We start from the raw sequence: 20,934 nt of genomic DNA on the forward strand, positions 1-20,934 counted from the left end.
AAGGGACTGCATGCGCCTCAAAAGGGATCTTCACCTATATAAACTTATCTCAGCTGATTTTATAGCAGCCTCACTGGCCTGGGTGGCGTTTTACCTTTCCAGAAATTATGTGATTGCTGACGCTGTGCCCGAGGTTCCTACCGCCCTGGTGGGCAAATCTCTGGTGGTGGCTACTTTCTGGGTGGTTCTTTACGCACTCTTGGGCCGGTACCGCAACATCTACCGGCTGTCAAGGTTCAAGGAGATTTTACATCTGGGAAGTATGTCACTGGGCGGCGCGGTGGCCATTTTTTTTACGCTCCTGCTGGAGGAGCCGGTCATGAATACCTATGACCTCTACTACAAGCCCATTGCCACCTATTTCCTGTTGCATTTTTTCATTGCCGTGGTTTTCAAACTGGCAGCCCTGAACCATTTAAAGAAATTGGTGCTGCAGGGGCAGGTGTATTTTAATACTATTGTAGTGGGATCAAGCGGAAACGCCCGGGAGGTGTATGATGAGCTGCAAAACCATAACCGCCACTTAGGCTTACGCATTCTGGGCTTTGTACAGAATGAACCCTCACAGCCCCACTCTTTTCAGGAGCAGATCCCCAGCTTAGGCTCTTTCAGCACGCTGGAAAAAGTGATCAGACAGAATGAGGTGGAGGAGGTGGTCATTGCCATTGAACCCTCTGAGCATAAATTGATAGAAAAGATTCTCAGCTCCCTTGAAGGCGAAGCGGTACGCATCAGTATCATTCCAGACGTGTACCAGATCCTGCTGGGCTCTGTGAAAGTGCAGCACCTTTTCGGGACGCCGCTGATAGAGGTTAAACGGGACCTGATGCCCATTTGGCAACAAATCCTGAAGCGGTTAATTGACATCTTTGTCTCCATTGCGGTCCTGATCTGCTTTTTCCCGTTCTACCTTCTGGTGGGGATTTTAGTAAAAATGTCATCGCCGGGCCCCATCTTCTTTGCCCAGGAGCGCATTGGCTGGCAAGGAAAACCCTTTAAGATCTTCAAGTTCAGAAGCATGTACATTGATGCCGAAAAAATGGGCCCCGCCTTGTCTTCTGATGAAGACCCGCGCGTCACCACGTTTGGCCGGTTCATGCGCAAAGTAAGAATAGACGAGATGCCCCAGTTCTTTAACGTACTGATTGGAGACATGAGTTTGGTGGGTCCCAGACCCGAACGGCAACATTTTATTGACCTGATCACCCAACAGGCGCCGCATTACCGCCACCTGCACCGCGTGCGGCCGGGCATTACCTCTTTAGGGCAGGTTAAATTTGGCTATGCCCAGAACGTGCAGGAGATGGTAAGACGCCTCAAGTATGATATCCTGTATATTGAAAATATGTCCCTGGCCATGGATTTCAGGGTGATGCTGTACACCATCAAAATTATTGTGCAAGGGAGAGGAAAATAGACCAGGAACCGGAGCAATGACGTTGTATTCATTTCCACCGTTCCTAATCCCAAAATTTACAAATCAAGAAACCATGTTCACTGGAATTATAGAAGCACTCGCTGAGGTTGTCTCCATCAAAGAAGAAAAGTCTAACGTTCATTTCACTTTGCTCTGTCCGTTTACTTCTGAGCTGAAGATAGACCAGAGCCTGGCGCATAACGGGGTCTGCTTAACGGTGGTAGGCGTGAATGGAGAGACCTACACCGTCACCGCCATTGCCGAAACCCTCTCCAGAACCAACCTGGGGCAGCTGCAGGTGGGGGATAAAGTAAACCTGGAGCGCTGCCTTCTGGCCAACAGCAGGTATGACGGGCACATTGTACAGGGGCATGTAGACCAGGTAGGGGTTTGCCAGGAGGTGCGGGAACAGGAGGGAAGCTGGCTCTACCGGATTGGCTATGAGCCTAAGGCGGCCGGGCATATAACGGTTGAGAAAGGGTCAATCTGCGTGAACGGTATCAGTTTAACCGTGGTAGAATCTGGCCCAGATTACTTCTCTGTGGCCATCATTCCCTACACCTATGACTTTACCAACCTGAGTTCTGTAAAAGCCGGGGATCTGGTAAATCTTGAGTTTGACATCATTGGCAAATATGTGGCCCGCCTGCTACAGAAATAAACCTGTTTTTGACCTGTTTTTGAAAAAACAGGTCAAAAACAGAAAAGGCTCCTGAGGCAGGAGCCTTTTCTGTTTTATACCCGCCAGAAACGGTAGCGTTCTGAGATGATGTGATACAGGTAAATTCCCAACCAGGCAGTAACCACACCAATGGCAGCGCCCACCGTAATGTCACCGGGGTAGTGCACGCCTAAATAAATGCGGCTGTACGAGATCAACGAAGCCCATAAGATCAGCGCCACCTTCAATGGCCACTGCCGCGCAGGCAACAGGAAACAGAAAAACGCCGCAATGGCAAAGGAGTTGGCCGCATGGGAAGACACAAACCCATATTTGCCGCCGCACCCATTGATCGCCTGCACGGTGGCTCCCACCACTGCGTCATGGCACGGCCTTAGCCGCGCAAAAAACGGTTTAAAAATACCAGATGCTATAAAATCTGCCAATCCCACACTGGCTCCTAAGGTTAAAACCATCAAAGCCCCTCTGCGGCGGTAAAAGTAAATCATCAAAATGATGAGCAGCAGATAAAATGGTACCCAGACGTATTTATTGGTGACCAGCACCATCACCTGGTCCCAGAACGGGGTGTGCCGACTGTTCAACTCCAAAAACAAGGCCTGGTCCAGTGACTTTAACGTTTCCATGGGTTATTCCTCCTGCAACCAGTCAATACCCTTCTGGAAACAAAGCAAGGCATCTGCTTCCGGGGTACCCTCAGCGGGAGCATGGTTGTAGTGCCAGCTGGCCAGCGGGGGCAGGCTCATTAGGATAGATTCCGTTCGCCCGTGCGTCTCCAGCCCAAATTTGGTGCCCCGGTCATTCACCAGGTTAAACTCTACGTACCGCCCCCTTCTGATCAGCTGCCACTCTTTCTCCTGCTCAGAGAATTCCTTGTCCCGGTTTTGGTCTACAATTGACGTATAGGTGGGGGCAAAGGTATCTGCCACGGCCTGCACAAAGGCAAAACGTTCCTCCAGGGAGATTACAGGGGTAGGGGTCAACCGGTCAAAGAAGATTCCACCCACCCCTCTGGTTTCCCCGCGGTGCGGAATGAAAAAATAATCATCGGCCCACTTCTTGAAGTCAGCGTAATAATTCTCCTGAAAGCGGTCACAGGTATTTTTTAGCGCCCTATGAAAAAACTGCACCTGATCTTTCTGCACATAGATGGGCGTAAGGTCAATGCCGCCGCCAAACCACGCCTCCCCGTTTCCCGCCTCAAAATAGCGCACGTTCATGTGCGTAATGGGCACATGCGGGTTGCGCGGGTGCAGTACCACAGACACGCCCGTGGCGAAGAAGTTATTATCAGGGAGCAGCAGGGCCTGGGCGGCCTTTTCAGGCAAAACCCCTTCCACGGCTGAGAAATTCACTCCGCCTTTCTCAAACACGTTTCCGTTCTGAATCACACGGGCCGCACCGCCGCCGCCGCCGGGCCGTTCCCACAGGTCTTCCTGAAACGTGGCGCCCCCGTCACACTCTTCTAACGCGAGGCAGAGTCTTTCCTGAAAATTCTTAAACCACCTTTCTATTTTATCTTTCATGCGTATAATGTCTACTTCTGTTTTAATGCCGTTTTCGCAAAAATAGCCGATAAACGGTAGTTCCCGCTGTCTTGCCCACAATTTTGCTTTTTAAAGGGAATACTGGTAATTTGGTTGACAAACAAATGTTAGCTTATGAATACAACTTCTGTAGATTCCACCGCGCAGGTAGACCTTGATATTCTCCTGAAAGCATACCGCCTCATGATGACCGCCAAAACCATGGCCGACACCTATGAGGAAAATAAAAACATCTGCAGCAAGTACGTTCACAGCACCTCCCGCGGGCATGAAGCCATTCAATTGGCCACCGCCTTCCATCTAACTGAAACTGATTATCTTTCTGTCTACTACCGCGATGAGTCTATTCTGCTGGGCCTGGGGCTTTCCCCCTATGAACTGATGCTGCAGCTGATGGCCAAGAAAGATGACCCTTTTAGCGGCGGACGCACCTATTATGGCCATCCGTCACTGCGGCGGGCAGGTTTCCCAGTGATTCCGCACCAAAGTTCTGCCACCGGCATGCAGGCCATTCCGGCTACGGGCATGGCGCACGCGCTGGCTTATCTGGAGTCACAGGGGCTGCAGGAGGCAGCTGACGGCCGCATGGTAGTCTGCTCCCTGGGCGATGGTTCTGTTACGGAAGGAGAGGTGGCCGAGGCTTTTCAAATGGCGGTGCTCAAGAGTTTGCCCATTCTGTACCTGGTGCAGGACAATGACTGGGGCATCTCTGCCACGGGCGCCGAAATGCGGGCCATGGACGCCTATGAATACGCCGCCGGGTTTAAAGGACTGGAAAGAATCAGAGTAGACGGCGCTGATTTTATTGACTCCTATACGGGCCTGCAAGAGGCATTTAAACTAGTAAGGGAACAGCGGAGGCCCATTTTGGTGCATGCCAAATGCCCGTTATTGGGGCACCACACCAGCGGAGTTCGCCGGGAGTGGTACCGGGGGGAAAACCTTTCAGCGCACGCATTGCAAGACCCGCTGCCAAGACTGGGGGCCCAGCTCCTGGAGCAAGGTGTTACTGCCGATGAACTGATCTCGATTGCCCAGGAGGTAAAACTGGAGGTCCAGGCCCAGTATGAAAAAGCGCTGGCGGCGGCCAGTCCAGACCCGGCCACCTTTGCTCGGCATGAATTTGCGCCCACGCCCGTGGTAGAGGAAACAGGTACACGCACTCCCGCGCAGGCAGAAAAAGTCACCATGGTAGACGCCGCCCTGCACGCGGTAGATGAGCTTTTGAAAGAATACCCGGAGGCACTTTTCTACGGCCAGGACGTGGGCGGTGAGTTGGGCGGCGTGTTCAGGGAGGCGGCCCTGCTGGCCAAAAAGTACGGCGACAACCGGGTTTTCAATACTCCCATTCAGGAGGCATACATTGTGGGCTCAACGGCGGGCATGTCTGCCGTTGGTGCTAAACCAATTGTGGAGATACAATTTGCAGATTATATCTGGCCGGGCATTAACCAACTGGTAGAGGAGCTGTCTAAAAGCTGCTACCTGAGCATGGGCAAGTTTCCGGTTCAGGCGTTAATCAGGGTGCCCATTGGCGCCTATGGCGGCGGCGGGCCCTACCATTCCGGCAGTATTGAGTCTACATTGTTGAACATCAGAGGCATCAAAGTGGTGTACCCCAGCAACGCCGCTGACATGAAAGGCCTGATGAAAGCGGCCTTTCTGGACCCGAACCCCGTGGTGATGCTGGAGCATAAAGGCTTGTACTGGTCAAAAGTGCCGGGCACCGAAGACGCCAAAACGGTAGAACCGGCGGCAGACTATCTTTTACCGTTAGGCAAAGCCCATGTGGTGCAGCGGGCAGATGCGCAGCAGGTAGAGCAGGGCAACAGCGTCACCGTGATCACGTACGGCATGGGTGTTTACTGGGCCAAGTCGGCGAGTAAACAGCTGAACGGTTCCGTAGAAATCCTGGACCTGCGCACGCTCAACCCGTTAGACTTTGAGGCGGTGGTAGCCTCTGTTCAACAACACGGGAAAGTTCTGGTACTTACCGAAGAACCTTTGATGAACTCTTTCGCTGAGTCATTGGCGGGGAGAATCAGCCGGACCTGCTTCCAGCATCTGGATGCTCCCGTGTTCACCCTGGGGGCTGAAAACCTACCGGCGGTGCCACTGAACGTTGAGCTGGAGAAAATGATGCTGCCAAACGCAGACAAAGTGCTGGCAAGTCTCCGGGAGCTATTGGCATATTAAGGTCTGTTTTGGGGCTGTTTTTCTGAAAACAGCCCCAAAACAGACCTGAGTACCTTCTCTACCAGGAGAAGCCCATCTGAACCTAGAAAGGATACCCTATGCCCAGGTTAAAAGTGGTCTGGTTGTTGGTGCCCAGAATTTTGCTCGAAGAGAACCTGCCTAAGACAAATCTGCTCCCTTCTGGCAATGCCGGGTCATACACTTTGGTGGCAATGTCAAACCGCAGTACGGCAAACGTGAAATCTAACCGCACCCCGAAACCCGTGCCCATGGCCAATTCCTTATAGAACCGGTTCAGCTCAAATTTAGCCCCCGTCTGGTAATTGATCTCAGACCCTTCTGTACTGGTGGCAGACGCCTGCTCTCTGAACAACCACACGTTGCCGGCATCATAGAAGAAGGCGCCGTTCACATTGGTAGTACCAAACCGGAACATCCGGAAACGGAACTCAGAGTTCAGCTCCAACAGTATCTCCCCCGGCTGCTCAAAGCGGTAGATCACCTCATTGGTGGTAGCGTCAATTCTGGCACTGGAGCCGGGGCCCAAGCGTCTGGGCAGCCACGCCCGCACACTGGATGGCCCTCCCGCAAAGAAATATTTGTCATAGGGGAGAGCCATGTATTCGCCCAGGGGTTTGGCCACCCCGCCATTGGCCCGGTACACAAACATGAAGTTATTCCCCAGCGGGTGGTAGCGGCGGTAGTCAATGCTTGCCTTCACAAACTTATAGCTCCGCAGGGTGGGCAACGCTTCAGCCACAAACTGGCCAATCAAGCCCCCAGATTCGGCAAAGATGCGCACCAGTTTGGCATCATTTGACTGGTTGTAGTTGGCGGTGTTGTACAGGCTGGTGAAGTTGATGGTAGAAACAAAAGCGTTGTTAAAACTCTCCCGCAAGGGGTTGCCCTGCGCAGCAAACTCATCTAGGCGGGCACTGAACTCAGGCGAGATGCGGGGCGTGCTGATGATGCTCACGTCTACCGGTGAGAAGCTGAACTGGTGTATGTTTAGCCGCTGCCAGATATAGTCAAACGAGAAGTCTAAGTTGGTGCGGGTGTACTCGTTCCGGTCTACGTACGTGTAACCGGTGCTGAAGCGGGTGCGGGGGTTGAACCTGACAAGTAAATTGTTATTCCGGAAGGGGACCAGGATCTGGGGGAACGTCAACCCCATGTCGGCCCCAATCTCGGTCCTGGTGCCGGTTTTATTCTCATCCCGCTGCAGTTGGCCCTCAATACCGGCGCGCACCCCCACGTCAAAAATTTCGGCGCCGCCAAACACATTCCTGACCCGCAGCCTGATACTGGTATAAGGCCCCGGCACCCGTTCTGTGAAAGTTGCGCCCAGCTCAGTGGTCTCCTGGTACTTGGGCAGCATGGCCGTGTTAATGTTGGCGTTCAGTTCCCCAAACCGGGTTTTGGTAGAAAGGCTGTCTGTGAGCTTGGTATACCCTATGGTGGCGTACTTAAACACGTCCAGGTTGCTCAGGATACGCTGGTTGTTAAGGGTTCTGGTGGCAGAATAGGTCTGCCCGGGCCTGATGATAACTTTCCGGTTAAGGATCTTGGGTTTCACCTTCTGCTCGTACGCCAGGTACTGCACATCTGCCAGCATTACCGTATCACGGCTTACCCCAAACCGGTTCAAACCTGCATCAGAGATAAAATACACGTTTTTAACCGTGTAAATTTTATGGAGGGTAGAATCAGTAGGGTTGGCAACCAAGGTCTTTAACCGCACCGTGTAGGGCACATAACTGGTATCTGCCGTGAAAGTCACCAGCTGCTGGCTAAAGTCAAAGAAACCGTTGTCTTTCAGCAAAGCTTCTATTCTCACGCGCTCCTGGGCCAGCACCGCCTCATCATAGGAAGCCCCTACCTTGGGCAGGCTGGTGTAAGACGGATTTTGTAAGAGCGCCAACACCGCGGTGTCTGGTACTTCATAAGCATGCTGCACAATCTGGTAAGGCCTGTCTTCTTTGATCTGTAAAGTGACAACTACTTTTTTGTTTTTTGTCTCAGTGGCAGAGGAAACCGCCCCTCTAAAGAATCCTTTAGAATTCAGGTAAATTTTAATCTGCTCCTCTGTCTGCACCAGCTTTAGGGAGTCAAAGAAGGTGGGCGGCTCGCCCACGGTTTTCATGAGCCAGTTCCCGTTCTCCTTTTTGTCCTGCAGCTTGGCCAGTTTCTTCTCCTTCCGCTCCACCAGCTTGTCTACCTTGACAGAGTCACTGCCGGCCCGCTTGATCTTGCGGGCGTAATCTGCGGTTTCCTCCTCTATTTCTGCCTGAAATTTCTCTGGGCTGTAAAACCGTTTGCCCAGGTAGTAGAGGTTTAGGTACAGCGGGTACCCCAGCACCCGCCGGTTGGGCTTCTGCTGGTACAGGGGGGTGAGGGCAGACTTGTCTATTTGATCTACGCCCTGCAGCTCTATCTTCCAGAGTAGCCGCTCCATAGGCCCCAGGTGGCGGGTAGGGGAACAGCCTGCCAACAGGCACAACATTGTGAATGCCGCGCCTAATACGTAACATCGTAGCGTCAAACGTAGAAAGGTTATGATTTCAAAAGGACTTTTGAAGTACATTAGATCATTGCAAATAAAGAAATATAGAGGGCTTCACCAAGCATTCACGGTAGAAGGTGAGAAGAGCGTGGCAGAACTGCTGCAGTCAGGTTTCGCCCTGGAAACGGTTTTGGTCACGCAGAAATTTTATGACAAGCATACCGCTTTGCTCCAGAAAGGTTTTGAGGTGCAGTTGGTGGGAGAGGAGGAACTAGGCAAAGCCGGAAGCCTGGAAACCAACAACGCCGCCCTGGCCATTGCCCGGATACCCGAGAAGAGGCCTTTTCTGTGGAACCCCGCCCAATTGGTTCTGGCGCTGGACGAGGTGCGGGACCCGGGCAACCTGGGCACCATCATCCGGGTAGCCGACTGGTACGGTTTAACCTCAATTGTGCTCTCTGAGAACTGTGCTGACTTTTACAACCAGAAGGTCATCTCTGCCACCATGGGTTCTTTTACCAGAATCACCCCGCATTATGTTGCGCTGGAGGACTTTTTACAGAACCTACCTGCAGGTGTTCCTGTCTTTGGGGCCGCGCTGGAAGGGGAAAACGTGCACCGGCTGCCCCTGGAGCCCAGCGGGGTCCTGATCATGGGGAACGAATCTCACGGCATAAGACCGGCAATCATGGAGCATGTGACCCAGCCGGTGCACATTCCCGGCCGCGGCGGTGCCGAATCATTGAATGTAGGTACGGCTACCGCCATTCTGCTGGATAACTTTTACCGGCATCTGTAATTCCTGTTTTTGGGCTGTTTTTCAGAAAACAGCCCAAAAACAGGAAATCTACCGGCAACAAAAAAAGGGAGCTGCCACAGCTCCCTTTTTTTGTTTGTTCCCTTACCAATTACAGTTTCAGGATTCTTACGCCAAACGCGATGGCATTGGCCTGGGGCCCTTTGTTGTCTTCAAACATCTCGTTCAGGTTGTATTTCACAAAGAACTCCAGACTTCTCACGCCCACATATCCAGAGAGGCCGTACTGGAACTCATTCATGTGGAAGTCTTCTTTCACTTTGTAGGTGGCAGAATTTTGAACCACTTTGGTTTTCCCTTCCAACAGGTAGCCTACAAATCCGCCCCCGCCAATTTTGAAGTTGGTTTTGCCGCGGCTGTTTTTAAAGTTCAGGCCCAGCTCCAGCGGTACGGTGACGGAAGTGGTGGCAAGCTTGCTTTTCTCCAGGGCTACGTCATCTGTGAAGACAATCTCACTGCCGTTGTTGGCCATCTGCAGGTTGTCATCAAACATGAAGTTGTGGAATTCAAACCCGAACCCGGTGTTCAGGCGCAGTGGGCTTCTCTCGCCGCCCAATCTGTAGTTCCATTTGGCGTTCAGGCTGATGTAACGGGAGCCCAGGGGTTTCAGACTGATTTTGTCAACCCCCGTGGAGGCCAGGGTTTTCTTGTTCATCCAGCTGTCCAGGCCCAGGTCCACCTGAAAATCAAATTCCTTCTTCCGGTTGCGGGGCTTGTCATCGTCGTCGTCATGATCGTCATCATCTGCCGAATTGATTTTGATGGAGGTTTTGTTGTTCTCCTCGTCTTTCTCCACATCAATCTTCACATTCCTGATGGTCTTGGTGATGACCTGCTTGCCGTTCTTCCCGTTCTGGGCTATGGTAATGTTGACCTGCTCTGTATTAGAACCGTCTTTCTCTGTAGAAACGGTAATGGTTACGGCAGAGTCACTGGCGGCCTGTCCGGCCCTTTCTATCTCAGTGGTGTGTTTTTCCAGCAGCCCCACCAGGGAGTCAAGGCTCTGGCCTTTTATACTTTTCAAATCTTTCAGATCATTCACCACCACCAGCACGCGGGCGTTGTTCTTGAGTTTAAGAATCAGCGTATCTGGCATTGCAGCGCCTGAAAGATGATTGGAAGTGGCCATAGAAGGCAAGGCGATTGCGGCAGCCATCATGATGGCTGAAAGCAGCGTTAGTAAACGTTTCATCACAGTTGGATTTTAAAGTTCTATTGTCTTTGAGATTTTCTTGTGACCAATATTGGTCTCAAGAGCAAATGTGTGCTTGGAGATACCTAGTTCAGCCAGGTTGACTTTCTCCCCATCACGCAGGTTTTTCACCTGTTTGAAGATGCCTTTGAGCACTTTGCCGGTACCTGCTCGCGCTGACTCTGAGGGAGAGGCGGCGGCCTCTTCTGCTGGAGCCATGGCCACTGCGCTGTGCTGGTTGTTGTCCAGTTTCACAATGATTTCCAAGGTCTCCGCCTTAGGTTCAGTAGCACTTTCAGTCACTGAGGCTTTGGGCTGCGCACTGGCCATTGCGTCGGCTGGGGCATCAGGGGTGAAAGTAGTGCGGGGCATTTTCGTTGTGGTTTTAGTCCCTTTTGAAATGATAGATGCAGGACTCTTTTCTGCGGTTGCCTGAGGGCTGTATTTTTTTTCTTTTTCTGTGACGGTGGCCAGATGCTGGCTGTTCTGTGCTTTTCCCACAGAGGCAGACCCGGAAAAATCTGCAGGCACCTCTGCCGCAGCGGCCGTCTGCTGCTGCTGCTGCTGCAGCCCGGCAGCCGGATACGCCTCCTCAGAAGGGGTAGGAGTGGCGGCGGCAGGCTTCTGTACGGTGGCAACGGTAGCGTTGGGCTGCAGCGGGCTCACTTCATCCCTGGCAACCCAGAACCCAGCCCCCAGCAGCAGGGTGACCGCTGCGGCCGCTGAGTAATACCACATGGTTAGCGGCTTGCGCTCCATTTGCGGGGCGGCTGGCTGCATACGCATACCAGCCTGCAGGCGCTCCCAGGCTTCATTGCTGGGGGCAACGGGCCGGTTGTGCAGTTTGTCTCTGAAAAGTTTATCTAAATCTTCGGCGCTCATGTCTTTGTCTGTTCTGGTATGGTTAGATAACAATCATTACTCCCTGTTGGGCCAGCATGCGTTGTAGCATGGCCCGGGCTTTGCTTAACTGAGACTTGGAGGTTCCCTCTGAGATTTGAAGCATCTCTGCAATCTCCTTGTGCGAATAGCCTTCAATGGCGTACAGGTTGAAAACCGCCCGGTACCCCGCTGGCAGGCCATGCAACATCTCCATCATCTCCTCTGCTGACATGTCACTGTCTGGGGTGGCGTCTTCTGAGGCCAGGTGGTACTGCTCTTTCTCAATGGCCAGGTGCATGGGCTCCTGTTTGCGGAGGTGCTGCAGGGCTTCATTGACCATGATGCGGCGAACCCAGCCTTCAAAGCTTCCTTTCTGCTCAAACCTGTCAACATGCTGGTACACTTTCATGAACCCGTTTATCAAGACCTCCTCGGCATCCATCTCGTTCTTAAGGTAACGCACGCAAACCCCCATCATGGGACCGGCGAAGCGTTCATATAAGAATCGCTGGGCTTTGGCATCGCCTTTCTGCAGTGCTTTTACCAGTTCTATCTCGTCCACGGGTTGTAAAAGTTTAAACGATAATGTAGGGTTTGTTTAAAGGGTAGATGCGCCACCTTGCTTCTGGGTTGCCTGAGGTTTAAAAATATTTTCAGGTAAAGATAAAAGGATGCGGAAGCATTCTATAGCAGAGGAACAACAAATGACAATTATTAGGAGCGTATAAACCCATACATCACCTTTAATGGGGCTGCTCTTGTTGCCAAGGGGGAGAAAGATGGCGGGGAGTTTTATTACTTTTGCGCTGATTTGTGAAATATAGCTCAGAAACGCAGGGGCTCTCTGCTTATATATGTGCTCAACCTGAACTATCTGGCAGGTAGAAGCCTTATAATTACAAGCATCTGTTATTCTATAGCTGTATTTATACCTTAAATAAATTTAACATTATGAAACTTCTCCTTGTCCTTTGCCTGCAGTTCTCCTTGCTCTCCTCCAGCGTGCAAGACAAACCCGTTGCCCTTACCCCCGCTGAGTTCAAAGAAATGACCAGCAAAGAGAAAGGGAGAGTGATTGATGTCAGAACTCCTGAAGAATTTCAGGCGGGGCACCTGAAGAAGGCACAAAACGTTGATTGGCGCGGCGGAAAATTCCAGGAGGAGTTCCAGAATTGGGACAAGAACCAGACCTACTACCTCTACTGCGCCACCGGCAACCGAAGCAGCCAGGCCTTGAAGATGATGCAGGAGGCAGGGTTTAAAAACGTGTACAACGTGGGCGGCTATAAAGATTTAAAAGCGGCCGGCCTTAAAACCAGCAAGAAGAATTTACTCCCCTTTTTATAGTAACAACCGCCTCCTGTTTTTGGCCTGTTTTTCAGAAAACAGGCCAAAAACAGGAGGCGGTTGTTTAAAGATCGGTTATCAATTGGAATAGTTTGCCCGGTAGAGCAGCGGGGCCCAGCAGGTAAAAGCGGGGGTTCCGGTATTGGTTATGGCTCTCTGCTACCCAAAAGACAACTTCATACATGCCTTGTGGGGCAACGCTCAGTAGTTGCCTACGGAAAGCATGATCAACGTACAGGCGTGCAGCGTCTCAATATTCTGCTCACGGGCTTTTTTTTCCAGCTCATAATTTTCAGTGCCCGGGTTAAAGATGATGCGCTTAGGCTGCAGGGAGAGGATATAGTCATACCAGCTGGGCTGGTTTTGCGGCCCCACATACAGGGTCACCGTATCTACACCCGTCACCTCAGGCTTCTCTGTTTCAATGGCCAGGCCGGCTACTTCTCCTTTCTTAATGCCCACCGGCACCACTTCATGGCCGCTCCGCTTTAACTGGTGCACGGCTTTATAGCTATAACGGCTGGGGTTGTCTGAGGCACCCAAAACTACGGTCTTCTTCATAGGTTTGCTTTTAAAGTCATCCGAAAGGGAATATATCTCCCTATCTGGTTACCGGTATACGTAATTTTATGGAGAAAAGGACTACCGCTGCACCAGCAGCGCTACCTGTTCTGCGCAGCGCTCCCCGTCCATGGCGGCTGAGACAATACCGCCGGCGTAACCGGCCCCCTCGGCGCACGGAAAAAGGTTCTGAATCTGCGGGTGCCTCAACGTCTCCTTGTCTCTGGGAATCCGGACCGGGGAGGAGGTGCGGCTTTCCACCCCCACAATCTGAGCCTCATTGGTGAGGTAGCCCCGCATCTTATTCCCAAACTCCTGAAAACCGCCTCTCAGGCGCTGGCCAATCATGGGCGGCAGCACCTCCAGCATGTCTACACTGGCCAGCCCGGGCTGGTAAGACGTCTCCAGCAGCGAAGCCGACACCTTGCCTTTCACAAAATCATGGAGGCGTTGCGCCGGGGCCATCTGGGTGCCTCCGGCTGCGGCGCAGGCTTTCTGTTCCAGCGCCTGCTGCAGCCGTAAACCGGCCAGTGCGCCATGCTGCTTCAGGTCCATGTCTTCCAGGTTAATGGCCACCACTATCCCTGAGTTCGCAAACTTTGAATCGCGCCGACTGGGGGACATGCCGTTCACCACCACCTCGCCGGGGGCTGTGGCCGAAGGCACTATAAAGCCGCCGGGGCACATGCAGAATGAAAACACCCCGCGTTCCTGGCCCCGCCACGCCACCTGTTGCACCAACGCGTAAGAGGCTGCTGGCAGGTAGTTCCCGCGGTCACCGTCACAGTGGTATTGAATGCCGTCAATCAGGCTCTGCTGATGCTCTACCCGCACGCCCATGGCAAAGGGCTTGGCTTCTATGAGAATACCCTTCTTGTGCAGCAGCTCATAAATATCCCGCGCCGAATGCCCGGTAGCCAGAATCACCGCCTCACCGTCAAAGACAGCCCCGCTGGCGGTCACTGCGGCTTTAATCTGCTGGTTCTCCACCAGGAAATCAGTAACCCGCGTGTTAAAATGAATCTCACCGCCCGCCTGTAAGATGGTTTCCCGTATCTGCGCAATCAAGACCGGCAGCTTATTGGTGCCAATATGGGGATGGGCATCAAAAAGAATATCGGGCGTGGCCCCGTGCTGCACCAGGATTTGGAGCACCCGCTGCACATCGCCCCGTTTCTTGGAGCGGGTATAGAGCTTTCCGTCTGAATAGGTGCCCGCGCCGCCTTCACCAAAGCAGTAATTAGAATCTGGATTGACTAGGTGCTCTTTGTTGATGGCCGCCAGGTCCCGCCTTCTGGTGCGCACATCTTTGCCACGTTCCAGTATTACAGGTTTGAGGCCCAGTTCCAGGCACCGCAACGCGGCAAACAGGCCTGCTGACCCGGCCCCCACAATGACCACCCGTTTGGCGTTGGGTTTTACCTCAGGGTACACGTACGTGGGGAGGATAGAGGAAAGATCTGGGGTCTGGTCATACACATCAGCCCGTACCTTTACCTGTACCTTGCGGCCGCGGGCGTCAATGGAGCGTTTAATTTTATGGATGTAGGCAGAGGCATGGGTGGCCGGCAGGCCAGCTTGCTGCAGGAGCTCCTGCTCCAGTAGAGCAGGGTCAAAGGCCACCTGGGGCGCTAAGACCAGATCAAGTTCTTTTTTCATGGTACGGGGTAAGGTAGTTAACCTTAAAGGGTGCTGTCTTTTAGGGTTGACGGCAATTGCTGCTGCAAAGATACGCACTCCCCCGTAACCAAAAGCAGGGAAAGAAAATTCGTTTTCGGCCTGTTTTTCAGATTTCAGGCCAAAAACAGAAAACCGCAAGAGATGGGAAAGGAAAAGTCTTAGGCCTGGTACTTAATCTACTTCGCCCACAATATCATTCACCCAGCCTTTGCCCCAGTTGTCTATTTCCTGCTGGGTCCAGATCTCCGGGTAGAAGATGCGTTTCTGAAAGCGGGGCGGAAGGTATTTCTGCCAGTTGGTTCCGCCGGTGGCGGCAATATCATCTGGGTTCCGGTGCAGGTACCGCACCGCCGACTTGTAGTGCATGAGCGGCCAGTTCACGTTGACATTACTGTCCAGCTCCTTTAAGTGGGCAATCAGTTTCTCATTCTGCTGATCTTCCTGGGGCAGTTGCTTCACTATAAACCACAGGTTCTTGTGCTGGTACTCCCGGGCATGCTGGATCAGCTGGTCAGAATATTTTTCCTCAAACTGTAACAGCGTGAGGGTTTTGGCGCCGGTGGCCGCCTCTGTGGCGCCTTCTTTCCAGTAAATGCAGCCAAAAAGCTCCTCCTGGGTGCTCTGCTGGCCCAGTGCCTGGCGCTTGGCCTTGTCTGTGAGGTTGCGCAGATCAGTAGAGCAGATTTCAATCATGCGGTACTGCACAGACTGGAAGCCGCTGGCCGGCATGAGCGCCATCCTGAATTTGAGGAACTCCCGCTGGTCCATGCCGTCTACCATCACATCAAAGGAGGCAATCAGGTTTTCAAAATAGCGGTTAATGCGTCCCACCCGCTGAATTACCTTGTTCACCGTGGGGGCCGGGTCATTGCCTAACTGCTGGTACTCATGCAGGCAAAGCTTGAAATAAAGCTCGGTGATCTGGTGGTACATGATGAAAATCTCTTCATCAGGGATCTTGGTGCGGGGCGTTTGCAGGCTCAAAAGGGTATCCAGGTGAATATAGTCCCAATAATTCAGGAAGTCAGAATAGAGCAGGCCCTCCAGATAACCGGCCAAATCTTGCCCCAGGGGGTTGTACTTCTGCTGCAGACGATCTAACAAATCCAAAACCTGGGGGGAAAACTTGTGCTCTGGCATATATTATTTTCTGAATACTTTGTAAGAAACCTTTTGAACCTGCGACAAAGAAAGTAAAAGTTCTTGTATTTGGTGACATTGCCGCTTTGTTCCTGCTCAGAGGCAACCTTTTATTGGGGAACCGCATCTTGCAGCAGAAAAGGCACCACCCAGGAACACCAGAGGCTTTTATAGCTCCACAATATCTTTAACTTTGACGCCGGAAGTATATGAGAGACCATGGCTGAGAAGAGCAGTATATTTGATATGATAGGCCCTGTGATGATAGGCCCCTCCAGTTCGCACACGGCAGGGGTGGTGAGGATAGCCCGCGCCGCCATCAGAATTTTGGGAGCGTTGCCAGTAGAGGCCACGGTGACCTTTTACAACTCTTTTGCCCGCACCTATGAAGGGCACGGGAGTGACCGGGCCATCATAGCGGGCCTGCTGGATTTTAAAACCGACGACACCCGCATTAAGGAGGCGTTTGAACATGCAAAGGAGCGAGGCCTAAAGTATAGCTTTAAGTCAGTAGGGAATGCCTCTACCATGCACCCTAATACCATTAAGCTGAATTTAACAGCGGCAGATGGGCGCATGGCTGAGGTAGTGGGGCAAAGCAGGGGCGGCGGTGTCATTAGTATAGTGGAAGTAGACGGCTTCCCCTCCAATTTTTCGGCCAACCTGCACACGCTCATCATTGACGCAGATGATGTGACAGGCAGCATTGCCTTCATTGCCAATGTGATAGCGCATGATGACTGCAATATTGCCACCATGAACGTGTCCAGGAAAGGCCGCCATGACTTAGCCCGCCAGTTCATTGAAATGGACTCAGGGTTGCGCCCCATCTCACTGGAATACATCAGGCAGTTGAGCTGGGTCAAAAACGTGATCTATATCCCTAATATTGACTTATAAATGCGACGTTTCTCTTCTTCTGTACTAGCCACTTTGGGATTGGTACTGGGTGCAAGCACTTTCATGAGCGCCCAAACCACTACTGGCTCAGAAACAGTTTGGTCTCTGCAACAGTGTGTAGACCATGCGGTTAAAAATAACCTGCAAATCATTCAGTCTGGGCTTTCAGTGGAGCAAGCGGCTATTGACGTAAACCAGTCAAGAGCTAATCAACTTCCCACCGTCAATGGCAGCGCCTCTCATGGGTTTAATAATGGTTTCTTCCTGGATCCTGTTAGAAATCAGATACAAAACACTCAGATATGGTCTGGCAATGTTGGTGTGAATGGTTCTGTCAATCTATTTAGTGGTTTACAGACGCATAACACTATTAAAAGGAACAGATTAGAATACCAGGCGAGTCAGTTAGACCAGCAGAAAGTGAAGAATGATGTTACCCTCAATGTGGTAACCGCTTACATGAATGTCTTGCTCAATCAGGAAATCCTTAAAACCAACCAAGAGCGTTTAACCCTTACCCAAAGCCAGTTAGAACGAACTGAAAAGCTGTTCAGGGCTGGAAGCGTTCCTGAAAGCAATGTGTTAGACCTTAACGCGCAAATTGCTAGTGATGAATTAAATATCATTAATGCGCAAAACAACATTGAACTGGCAGAACTGCGTCTTATCCAATTATTAAATCTAACGAACGCCAACCCTGCCAATTTTTCTATTGTGGTGCCAGAGATCCCTAATCCAGATCAATCAGTTATAGGGTTCAACGCTGAGGATGTGTATGCTACCGCCTCAGACAGGATGCCAGAAATACTAAGGACCAGGCTCAGGATTCAAAGTGCGACTAGAAATATTGAGATTGCCAGAGGAGCCTATTACCCCAGTTTGAGTTTGGTTGGAAGTGTAAGCACCCGTTACTCTAGTGGAAATTCTCTGATTTCCTTCGGGAATACCACAGTTGGGCGGCCTATTGGTTTTATTGACCCGGCCATGAGCCAGGAATTGATTCTGTACAGCCCACAGCAGAATGAAGTTAAGTACCCATACTTTGACCAGTTACAAGACAACGTAGGCCAGTTTATTGGGATCAATCTGAATGTTCCAATTTTCAACGGGTTTAGGGTGAGAAACAACGTGCAGCTGTCTAAGATTGGGTTAAGAAATGCCGAAATCTCCTCAGACATTGCCAAGAACGAATTGAAACAAACCATTGCCCAAGCCTACACTGATGCTGTAGGGGCGCAAAAGCGTTTTGTAGCTGCAAGAAAACAACTGGAAGCTTTTGAACAAGCTTATAAAAATGCAGAGATTCGCCTTAATAATGGGCTCATCAACAATGTAGATTTTAACGTTGCCAGAAACAACCTTGTCAAAGCTCAGTCAGACATAATCCAGGCAAAATACGACTACACGTTTAAATTAAAGATTTTAGATTTTTACCAAGGCAAAACCATCACACTTTAACCCTATTATGGCGAAGCGTAAATCAAATAAACTAATCTACATTCTGGGTGGCCTGGTAGTGCTGCTGTTGGTATTCTTATTAGTGGCGAAAAAGAACGGCTGGATTGGGAAAGAAGAAGGCATTGAAGTGGCTGTAGCCAAAGCTAAACCCACCACCATTGTAGAGAAAGTAAGCGCCTCCGGTAAAATTCAGCCGGAGATTGAGGTAAAAATCAGCCCAGACGTGTCTGGTGAAATCACTGAACTCTATGTAAAGGAAGGCGATTCAGTGAAAGCAGGGCAGCTGCTGCTCCGCATCAGGCCTGACAACTACCAGGCAATGGTAGAAATGCAGTCTGCCTCTGTAAACACCCAGCGGGCCAACCTGGCCCAGGCACGGGCCCGGTTAGACCAGGCCTTGGCCAACAGCAGAAACATCAGGCAGTCTTTTGAGCGTAACCAGAAGCTGTTTGAGCAGAAGGTGATTTCCCGTTCTGAGTTTGATGCCGCCAAAGCACAGTATGAGGCGAACAAAGCAGAGGTAGATGCGGCCAGACAAGCCATCAGGGCTGCCGAATCAACCGTGCGCAGCGCCAGCGCCTCACTGGAGGAATCCAGAAGAAACCTGGAGAAAACCACCATCTACGCCCCGGTAAGCGGCACCGTCTCAAAACTGAATGTAGAGAAAGGGGAGCGTGTGGTGGGTACCTCCCAGATGGCGGGTACCGAGATCATGCGCATTGCCAACCTAAGCAACATGGAGGTGCGGGTGAACGTGAATGAGAATGACATTGTACGGGTGCACCTAAATGACTCTGCCATTGTAGAGGTAGACTCCTACACCAACTCCAACCGCAAATTCAAAGGCGTAGTAACCTCTATTGCCAACACCGCCAAAGACGCCGCCACCCTGGAGGCTGTAACCGAGTTTGAAGTCAGAATCAGGCTGATCAATGAATCTTATCAGGATTTGCTCCAGAAAAATGGCCGCTCCCCGTTCCGCCCGGGCATGACCGCCTCTGTTGACATCATCACTGATCAGAAAACAAACGTACTTTCAGTACCTTTGGCGGCGGTTACTACCAGAGCCAAAGAAAAAGCCGGCGAAAAAGCGGGTGGACCAGAGAAAGAGAACAATGCCGGCGCCGAAGACAAACCGGTAAGGGCCGAAGACAGGCCAGATGAAGTAGTCTTTGTGCATGAGAAAGGCAAAGTCACCATGGTGAAAGTAAAAACTGGCATCAGTGACTTTGACAACATTGAAATCCTTTCAGGGGTAAAAGCCGGTCAGGAAGTAGTTTCCGGACCTTTCAGAGCCGTGTCAAAACAACTGAAAGACGGGGCTAAGGTCACCGTGAAAGATGAAAAGTCACTTGGGGCTGATACAAAAGAAGATTCGTCTGAAGAAGAATAAGGTTTGCAAGAAAAAACGAAAATAGCAGTACTGGGCGGTGGCAGTTGGGCCACCGCTTTGGTGAAGATCCTGTCTGAAAACAAAGCAGAGGTGCGTTGGTGGCTTCGGAACACAGAAGATGTGCAGCACCTGCAGCAGTTTGGCCATAACCCGCGGTACATCAGCGGTGTCAAGTTTGACCTGAACTACGTCTTGCCTTCTAACAACATCCAGGCCACCATACAGGAGGCCGACTGGGTGATTGTTGCGGTTCCGGCCGCTTTTATCCAACAGGCGCTTTCGCTGCTGTCGGCAGAGGCCTTTCAAGGCAAAACCTTGGTATCAGCGGTAAAAGGCATGATTCCCGGCCAAAACGTGCTCATCACAGATTTTCTGAAAAACCATTTCGGCGTACCCGCCGAACACCAGTGTGTCATTGCCGGCCCGTGCCACGCAGAGGAAGTGGCGCTGGAGAAGCAGTCTTACCTTACCATTGGCTCACATGACATTGACCGGGCAGAGGCGTTCTGCCAGCTGCTAAGAAACCGCTACGTGAAGGCCAACCCGTTAGATGACATTGACGGGGTGGAGTACTGTGCCGTCCTGAAGAATATTATTGCGCTGGCCTGCGGCATTGCCCACGGCCTGAACTACGGGGATAACTTTCAGGCAGTGATGGTCTCCAATGCCATGGAAGAGATTGAACGCTTCCTGCACGCCATTATGCCGCTGCCCCGTAAACTCACCGGCAGTGCGTATCTGGGAGATCTGCTGGTGACCGCTTATTCACAGTTTAGCCGGAACCGCACCTTCGGGAACATGATTGGCCGGGGCTACACCGTTAAATCTGCCCAATTTGAAATGAACATGGTGGCAGAAGGCTATTACGCGGTGCAAAGTATTCATGAGCTCAACAAACGCCTAAATGTGGAGATGCCCATTGTCTCTGCCGTGTACCGCATTTTGTATGAAGGAGTTGGCCCGGGGGTTGAAATAGACATTCTAAAGGACCAGTTCAAGTAGGCTACTCCCGCCTGCCTGCCACAGAAAAAGCCGCCCTTTCATGAAGGCGGCTTTTCCTGTTTTGGGGCTGTTTTTGCCAAAACAGCCCCAAAACAGGAAACTCAAAACAAGAAAATAATCTGTCTTGCAGGCGGCATAGAGACGTATCAGGCGCTGCCTTCCTGGTTACTTCACCCACCAACGTTGCTGCTCCGCCCAGGCACCTGCCAGAACCTCA

Annotated in this window: 18 protein-coding genes; 9 read left to right on the forward strand and 9 right to left on the reverse strand. The window is 51.6% G+C overall.

All coding sequences use genetic code 11. From position 1 onward, the window contains the following. Window positions 1-10 precede the first annotated feature (10 nt). Together FHS90_RS09800 and FHS90_RS09805 are read left to right on the forward strand one after the other, a co-directional pair. Window positions 11-1,417: a sugar transferase gene (locus FHS90_RS09800; RefSeq protein WP_066839240.1), complete on the forward strand. Its 1,407-nt coding sequence runs from the start codon at window positions 11-13 to the stop codon at window positions 1,415-1,417. 73 nt (window positions 1,418-1,490) lie between these two features. After that, the gene (locus FHS90_RS09805; RefSeq protein WP_066839239.1) at window positions 1,491-2,078 is read left to right on the forward strand and encodes a riboflavin synthase; all 588 of its coding nucleotides are present in this window, start codon (window positions 1,491-1,493) and stop codon (window positions 2,076-2,078) included. 74 nt (window positions 2,079-2,152) lie between these two features. On the opposite strand, the gene FHS90_RS09810 is transcribed toward FHS90_RS09805, so the two are convergent. Together FHS90_RS09810 and hemF are read right to left on the reverse strand one after the other, a co-directional pair. Then, on the reverse strand, window positions 2,153-2,725 hold the full coding sequence (locus FHS90_RS09810) for a phosphatase PAP2 family protein (RefSeq protein WP_182512918.1): 573 nt from the start codon (window positions 2,723-2,725) through the stop codon (window positions 2,153-2,155). A 3-nt stretch (window positions 2,726-2,728) separates the two neighbouring features. After that, window positions 2,729-3,625, reverse strand: a complete 897-nt coding sequence (gene hemF / locus FHS90_RS09815) for an oxygen-dependent coproporphyrinogen oxidase (RefSeq protein ID WP_182512919.1) — start codon at window positions 3,623-3,625, stop codon at window positions 2,729-2,731. 135 nt (window positions 3,626-3,760) lie between these two features. Between hemF and FHS90_RS09820 the strand changes: the two genes are divergently transcribed. Next, the gene (locus FHS90_RS09820) at window positions 3,761-5,842 is read left to right on the forward strand and encodes an alpha-ketoacid dehydrogenase subunit alpha/beta (protein WP_182512920.1); all 2,082 of its coding nucleotides are present in this window, start codon (window positions 3,761-3,763) and stop codon (window positions 5,840-5,842) included. Between the two features lie 82 nt (window positions 5,843-5,924). Here the strand turns inward: FHS90_RS09820 and tamL are convergent, their stop codons facing one another. Continuing rightward, window positions 5,925-8,426 carry a translocation and assembly module lipoprotein TamL gene (gene tamL / locus FHS90_RS09825; RefSeq protein WP_446692749.1) on the reverse strand — a complete coding sequence of 834 codons (2,502 nt, stop codon included), beginning with the start codon at window positions 8,424-8,426 and terminating at the stop codon, window positions 5,925-5,927. Here tamL and FHS90_RS09830 point away from each other — a divergent pair. Then, window positions 8,398-9,144: a TrmH family RNA methyltransferase gene (locus FHS90_RS09830; RefSeq protein WP_182512922.1), complete on the forward strand. Its 747-nt coding sequence runs from the start codon at window positions 8,398-8,400 to the stop codon at window positions 9,142-9,144. The two genes, tamL and FHS90_RS09830, sit on opposite strands and share 29 nt — an antisense overlap. Before the next feature lie 109 nt (window positions 9,145-9,253). Here the strand turns inward: FHS90_RS09830 and FHS90_RS09835 are convergent, their stop codons facing one another. From FHS90_RS09835 to FHS90_RS09845, 3 genes are read right to left on the reverse strand one after another with little or no spacing between them, the layout of a single operon-like run. After that, window positions 9,254-10,354: a porin family protein gene (locus FHS90_RS09835; protein WP_182512923.1), complete on the reverse strand. Its 1,101-nt coding sequence runs from the start codon at window positions 10,352-10,354 to the stop codon at window positions 9,254-9,256. Between the two features lie 12 nt (window positions 10,355-10,366). Further along, complete coding sequence (locus FHS90_RS09840) at window positions 10,367-11,236, reverse strand: hypothetical protein (RefSeq protein WP_182512924.1); 870 nt, start codon at window positions 11,234-11,236, stop codon at window positions 10,367-10,369. A gap of 22 nt (window positions 11,237-11,258) precedes the next feature. Next, the gene (locus tag FHS90_RS09845; RefSeq protein ID WP_066839224.1) at window positions 11,259-11,798 is read right to left on the reverse strand and encodes an RNA polymerase sigma factor; all 540 of its coding nucleotides are present in this window, start codon (window positions 11,796-11,798) and stop codon (window positions 11,259-11,261) included. A gap of 389 nt (window positions 11,799-12,187) precedes the next feature. Between FHS90_RS09845 and FHS90_RS09850 the strand changes: the two genes are divergently transcribed. Further along, window positions 12,188-12,583, forward strand: coding sequence for a rhodanese-like domain-containing protein (locus tag FHS90_RS09850; protein ID WP_182512925.1), 396 nt, complete (start codon window positions 12,188-12,190; stop codon window positions 12,581-12,583). Between the two features lie 201 nt (window positions 12,584-12,784). Here FHS90_RS09850 and FHS90_RS09855 read toward each other — a convergent pair whose 3' ends face one another. The 3 genes from FHS90_RS09855 to FHS90_RS09865 form a co-directional block, all read right to left on the reverse strand. Continuing rightward, window positions 12,785-13,144 carry a CoA-binding protein gene (locus FHS90_RS09855; RefSeq protein ID WP_066835514.1) on the reverse strand — a complete coding sequence of 120 codons (360 nt, stop codon included), beginning with the start codon at window positions 13,142-13,144 and terminating at the stop codon, window positions 12,785-12,787. Window positions 13,145-13,225: 81 nt separating this feature from the next. Continuing rightward, window positions 13,226-14,803, reverse strand: a complete 1,578-nt coding sequence (locus FHS90_RS09860; protein ID WP_182512926.1) for an NAD(P)/FAD-dependent oxidoreductase — start codon at window positions 14,801-14,803, stop codon at window positions 13,226-13,228. A gap of 192 nt (window positions 14,804-14,995) precedes the next feature. Further along, window positions 14,996-15,934: a tryptophan 2,3-dioxygenase family protein gene (locus FHS90_RS09865; RefSeq protein ID WP_343049650.1), complete on the reverse strand. Its 939-nt coding sequence runs from the start codon at window positions 15,932-15,934 to the stop codon at window positions 14,996-14,998. Between the two features lie 249 nt (window positions 15,935-16,183). Here FHS90_RS09865 and sdaAB point away from each other — a divergent pair, with 249 nt between their 5' ends. From sdaAB to FHS90_RS09885, 4 genes are all read left to right on the forward strand, one after another. Beyond that, complete coding sequence (gene sdaAB, locus FHS90_RS09870; protein WP_182512928.1) at window positions 16,184-16,864, forward strand: L-serine ammonia-lyase, iron-sulfur-dependent subunit beta; 681 nt, start codon at window positions 16,184-16,186, stop codon at window positions 16,862-16,864. A 63-nt stretch (window positions 16,865-16,927) separates the two neighbouring features. Then, window positions 16,928-18,322 (forward strand): TolC family protein, encoded by a 1,395-nt coding sequence (locus FHS90_RS09875; protein ID WP_182512929.1) that lies wholly within the window; start codon window positions 16,928-16,930, stop codon window positions 18,320-18,322. Between the two features lie 7 nt (window positions 18,323-18,329). Further along, a complete protein-coding gene (locus FHS90_RS09880; protein ID WP_182512930.1) occupies window positions 18,330-19,715 on the forward strand; it encodes an efflux RND transporter periplasmic adaptor subunit in 1,386 nt (461 codons plus the stop codon). Between the two features lie 3 nt (window positions 19,716-19,718). Beyond that, window positions 19,719-20,717, forward strand: coding sequence for an NAD(P)H-dependent glycerol-3-phosphate dehydrogenase (locus FHS90_RS09885; protein ID WP_182512931.1), 999 nt, complete (start codon window positions 19,719-19,721; stop codon window positions 20,715-20,717). Window positions 20,718-20,934 lie beyond the last annotated feature (217 nt).

Source organism: Rufibacter ruber, assembly GCF_014138425.1.
Classification (GTDB): Bacteria; Bacteroidota; Bacteroidia; order Cytophagales; family Hymenobacteraceae; genus Nibribacter; species Nibribacter ruber_C.

What these genes read in the sequence shown, in the direction of transcription:
- FHS90_RS09800 (WP_066839240.1), top strand. Translation starts at nt 11, where the DNA reads ATGCGCCTCAAAAGGGATCTTCACCTATATAAACTTATCTCAGCTGAT.
- FHS90_RS09805 (WP_066839239.1), top strand. Translation starts at nt 1,491, where the DNA reads ATGTTCACTGGAATTATAGAAGCACTCGCTGAGGTTGTCTCCATCAAA.
- FHS90_RS09810 (WP_182512918.1), bottom strand. Translation starts at nt 2,725, where the DNA reads ATGGAAACGTTAAAGTCACTGGACCAGGCCTTGTTTTTGGAGTTGAAC.
- hemF (WP_182512919.1), bottom strand. Translation starts at nt 3,625, where the DNA reads ATGAAAGATAAAATAGAAAGGTGGTTTAAGAATTTTCAGGAAAGACTC.
- FHS90_RS09820 (WP_182512920.1), top strand. Translation starts at nt 3,761, where the DNA reads ATGAATACAACTTCTGTAGATTCCACCGCGCAGGTAGACCTTGATATT.
- FHS90_RS09830 (WP_182512922.1), top strand. Translation starts at nt 8,398, where the DNA reads ATGATTTCAAAAGGACTTTTGAAGTACATTAGATCATTGCAAATAAAG.
- tamL (WP_446692749.1), bottom strand. Translation starts at nt 8,426, where the DNA reads ATGTACTTCAAAAGTCCTTTTGAAATCATAACCTTTCTACGTTTGACG.
- FHS90_RS09835 (WP_182512923.1), bottom strand. Translation starts at nt 10,354, where the DNA reads ATGAAACGTTTACTAACGCTGCTTTCAGCCATCATGATGGCTGCCGCA.
- FHS90_RS09840 (WP_182512924.1), bottom strand. Translation starts at nt 11,236, where the DNA reads ATGAGCGCCGAAGATTTAGATAAACTTTTCAGAGACAAACTGCACAAC.
- FHS90_RS09850 (WP_182512925.1), top strand. Translation starts at nt 12,188, where the DNA reads ATGAAACTTCTCCTTGTCCTTTGCCTGCAGTTCTCCTTGCTCTCCTCC.
- FHS90_RS09855 (WP_066835514.1), bottom strand. Translation starts at nt 13,144, where the DNA reads ATGAAGAAGACCGTAGTTTTGGGTGCCTCAGACAACCCCAGCCGTTAT.
- FHS90_RS09860 (WP_182512926.1), bottom strand. Translation starts at nt 14,803, where the DNA reads ATGAAAAAAGAACTTGATCTGGTCTTAGCGCCCCAGGTGGCCTTTGAC.
- sdaAB (WP_182512928.1), top strand. Translation starts at nt 16,184, where the DNA reads ATGGCTGAGAAGAGCAGTATATTTGATATGATAGGCCCTGTGATGATA.
- FHS90_RS09875 (WP_182512929.1), top strand. Translation starts at nt 16,928, where the DNA reads ATGAGCGCCCAAACCACTACTGGCTCAGAAACAGTTTGGTCTCTGCAA.
- FHS90_RS09880 (WP_182512930.1), top strand. Translation starts at nt 18,330, where the DNA reads ATGGCGAAGCGTAAATCAAATAAACTAATCTACATTCTGGGTGGCCTG.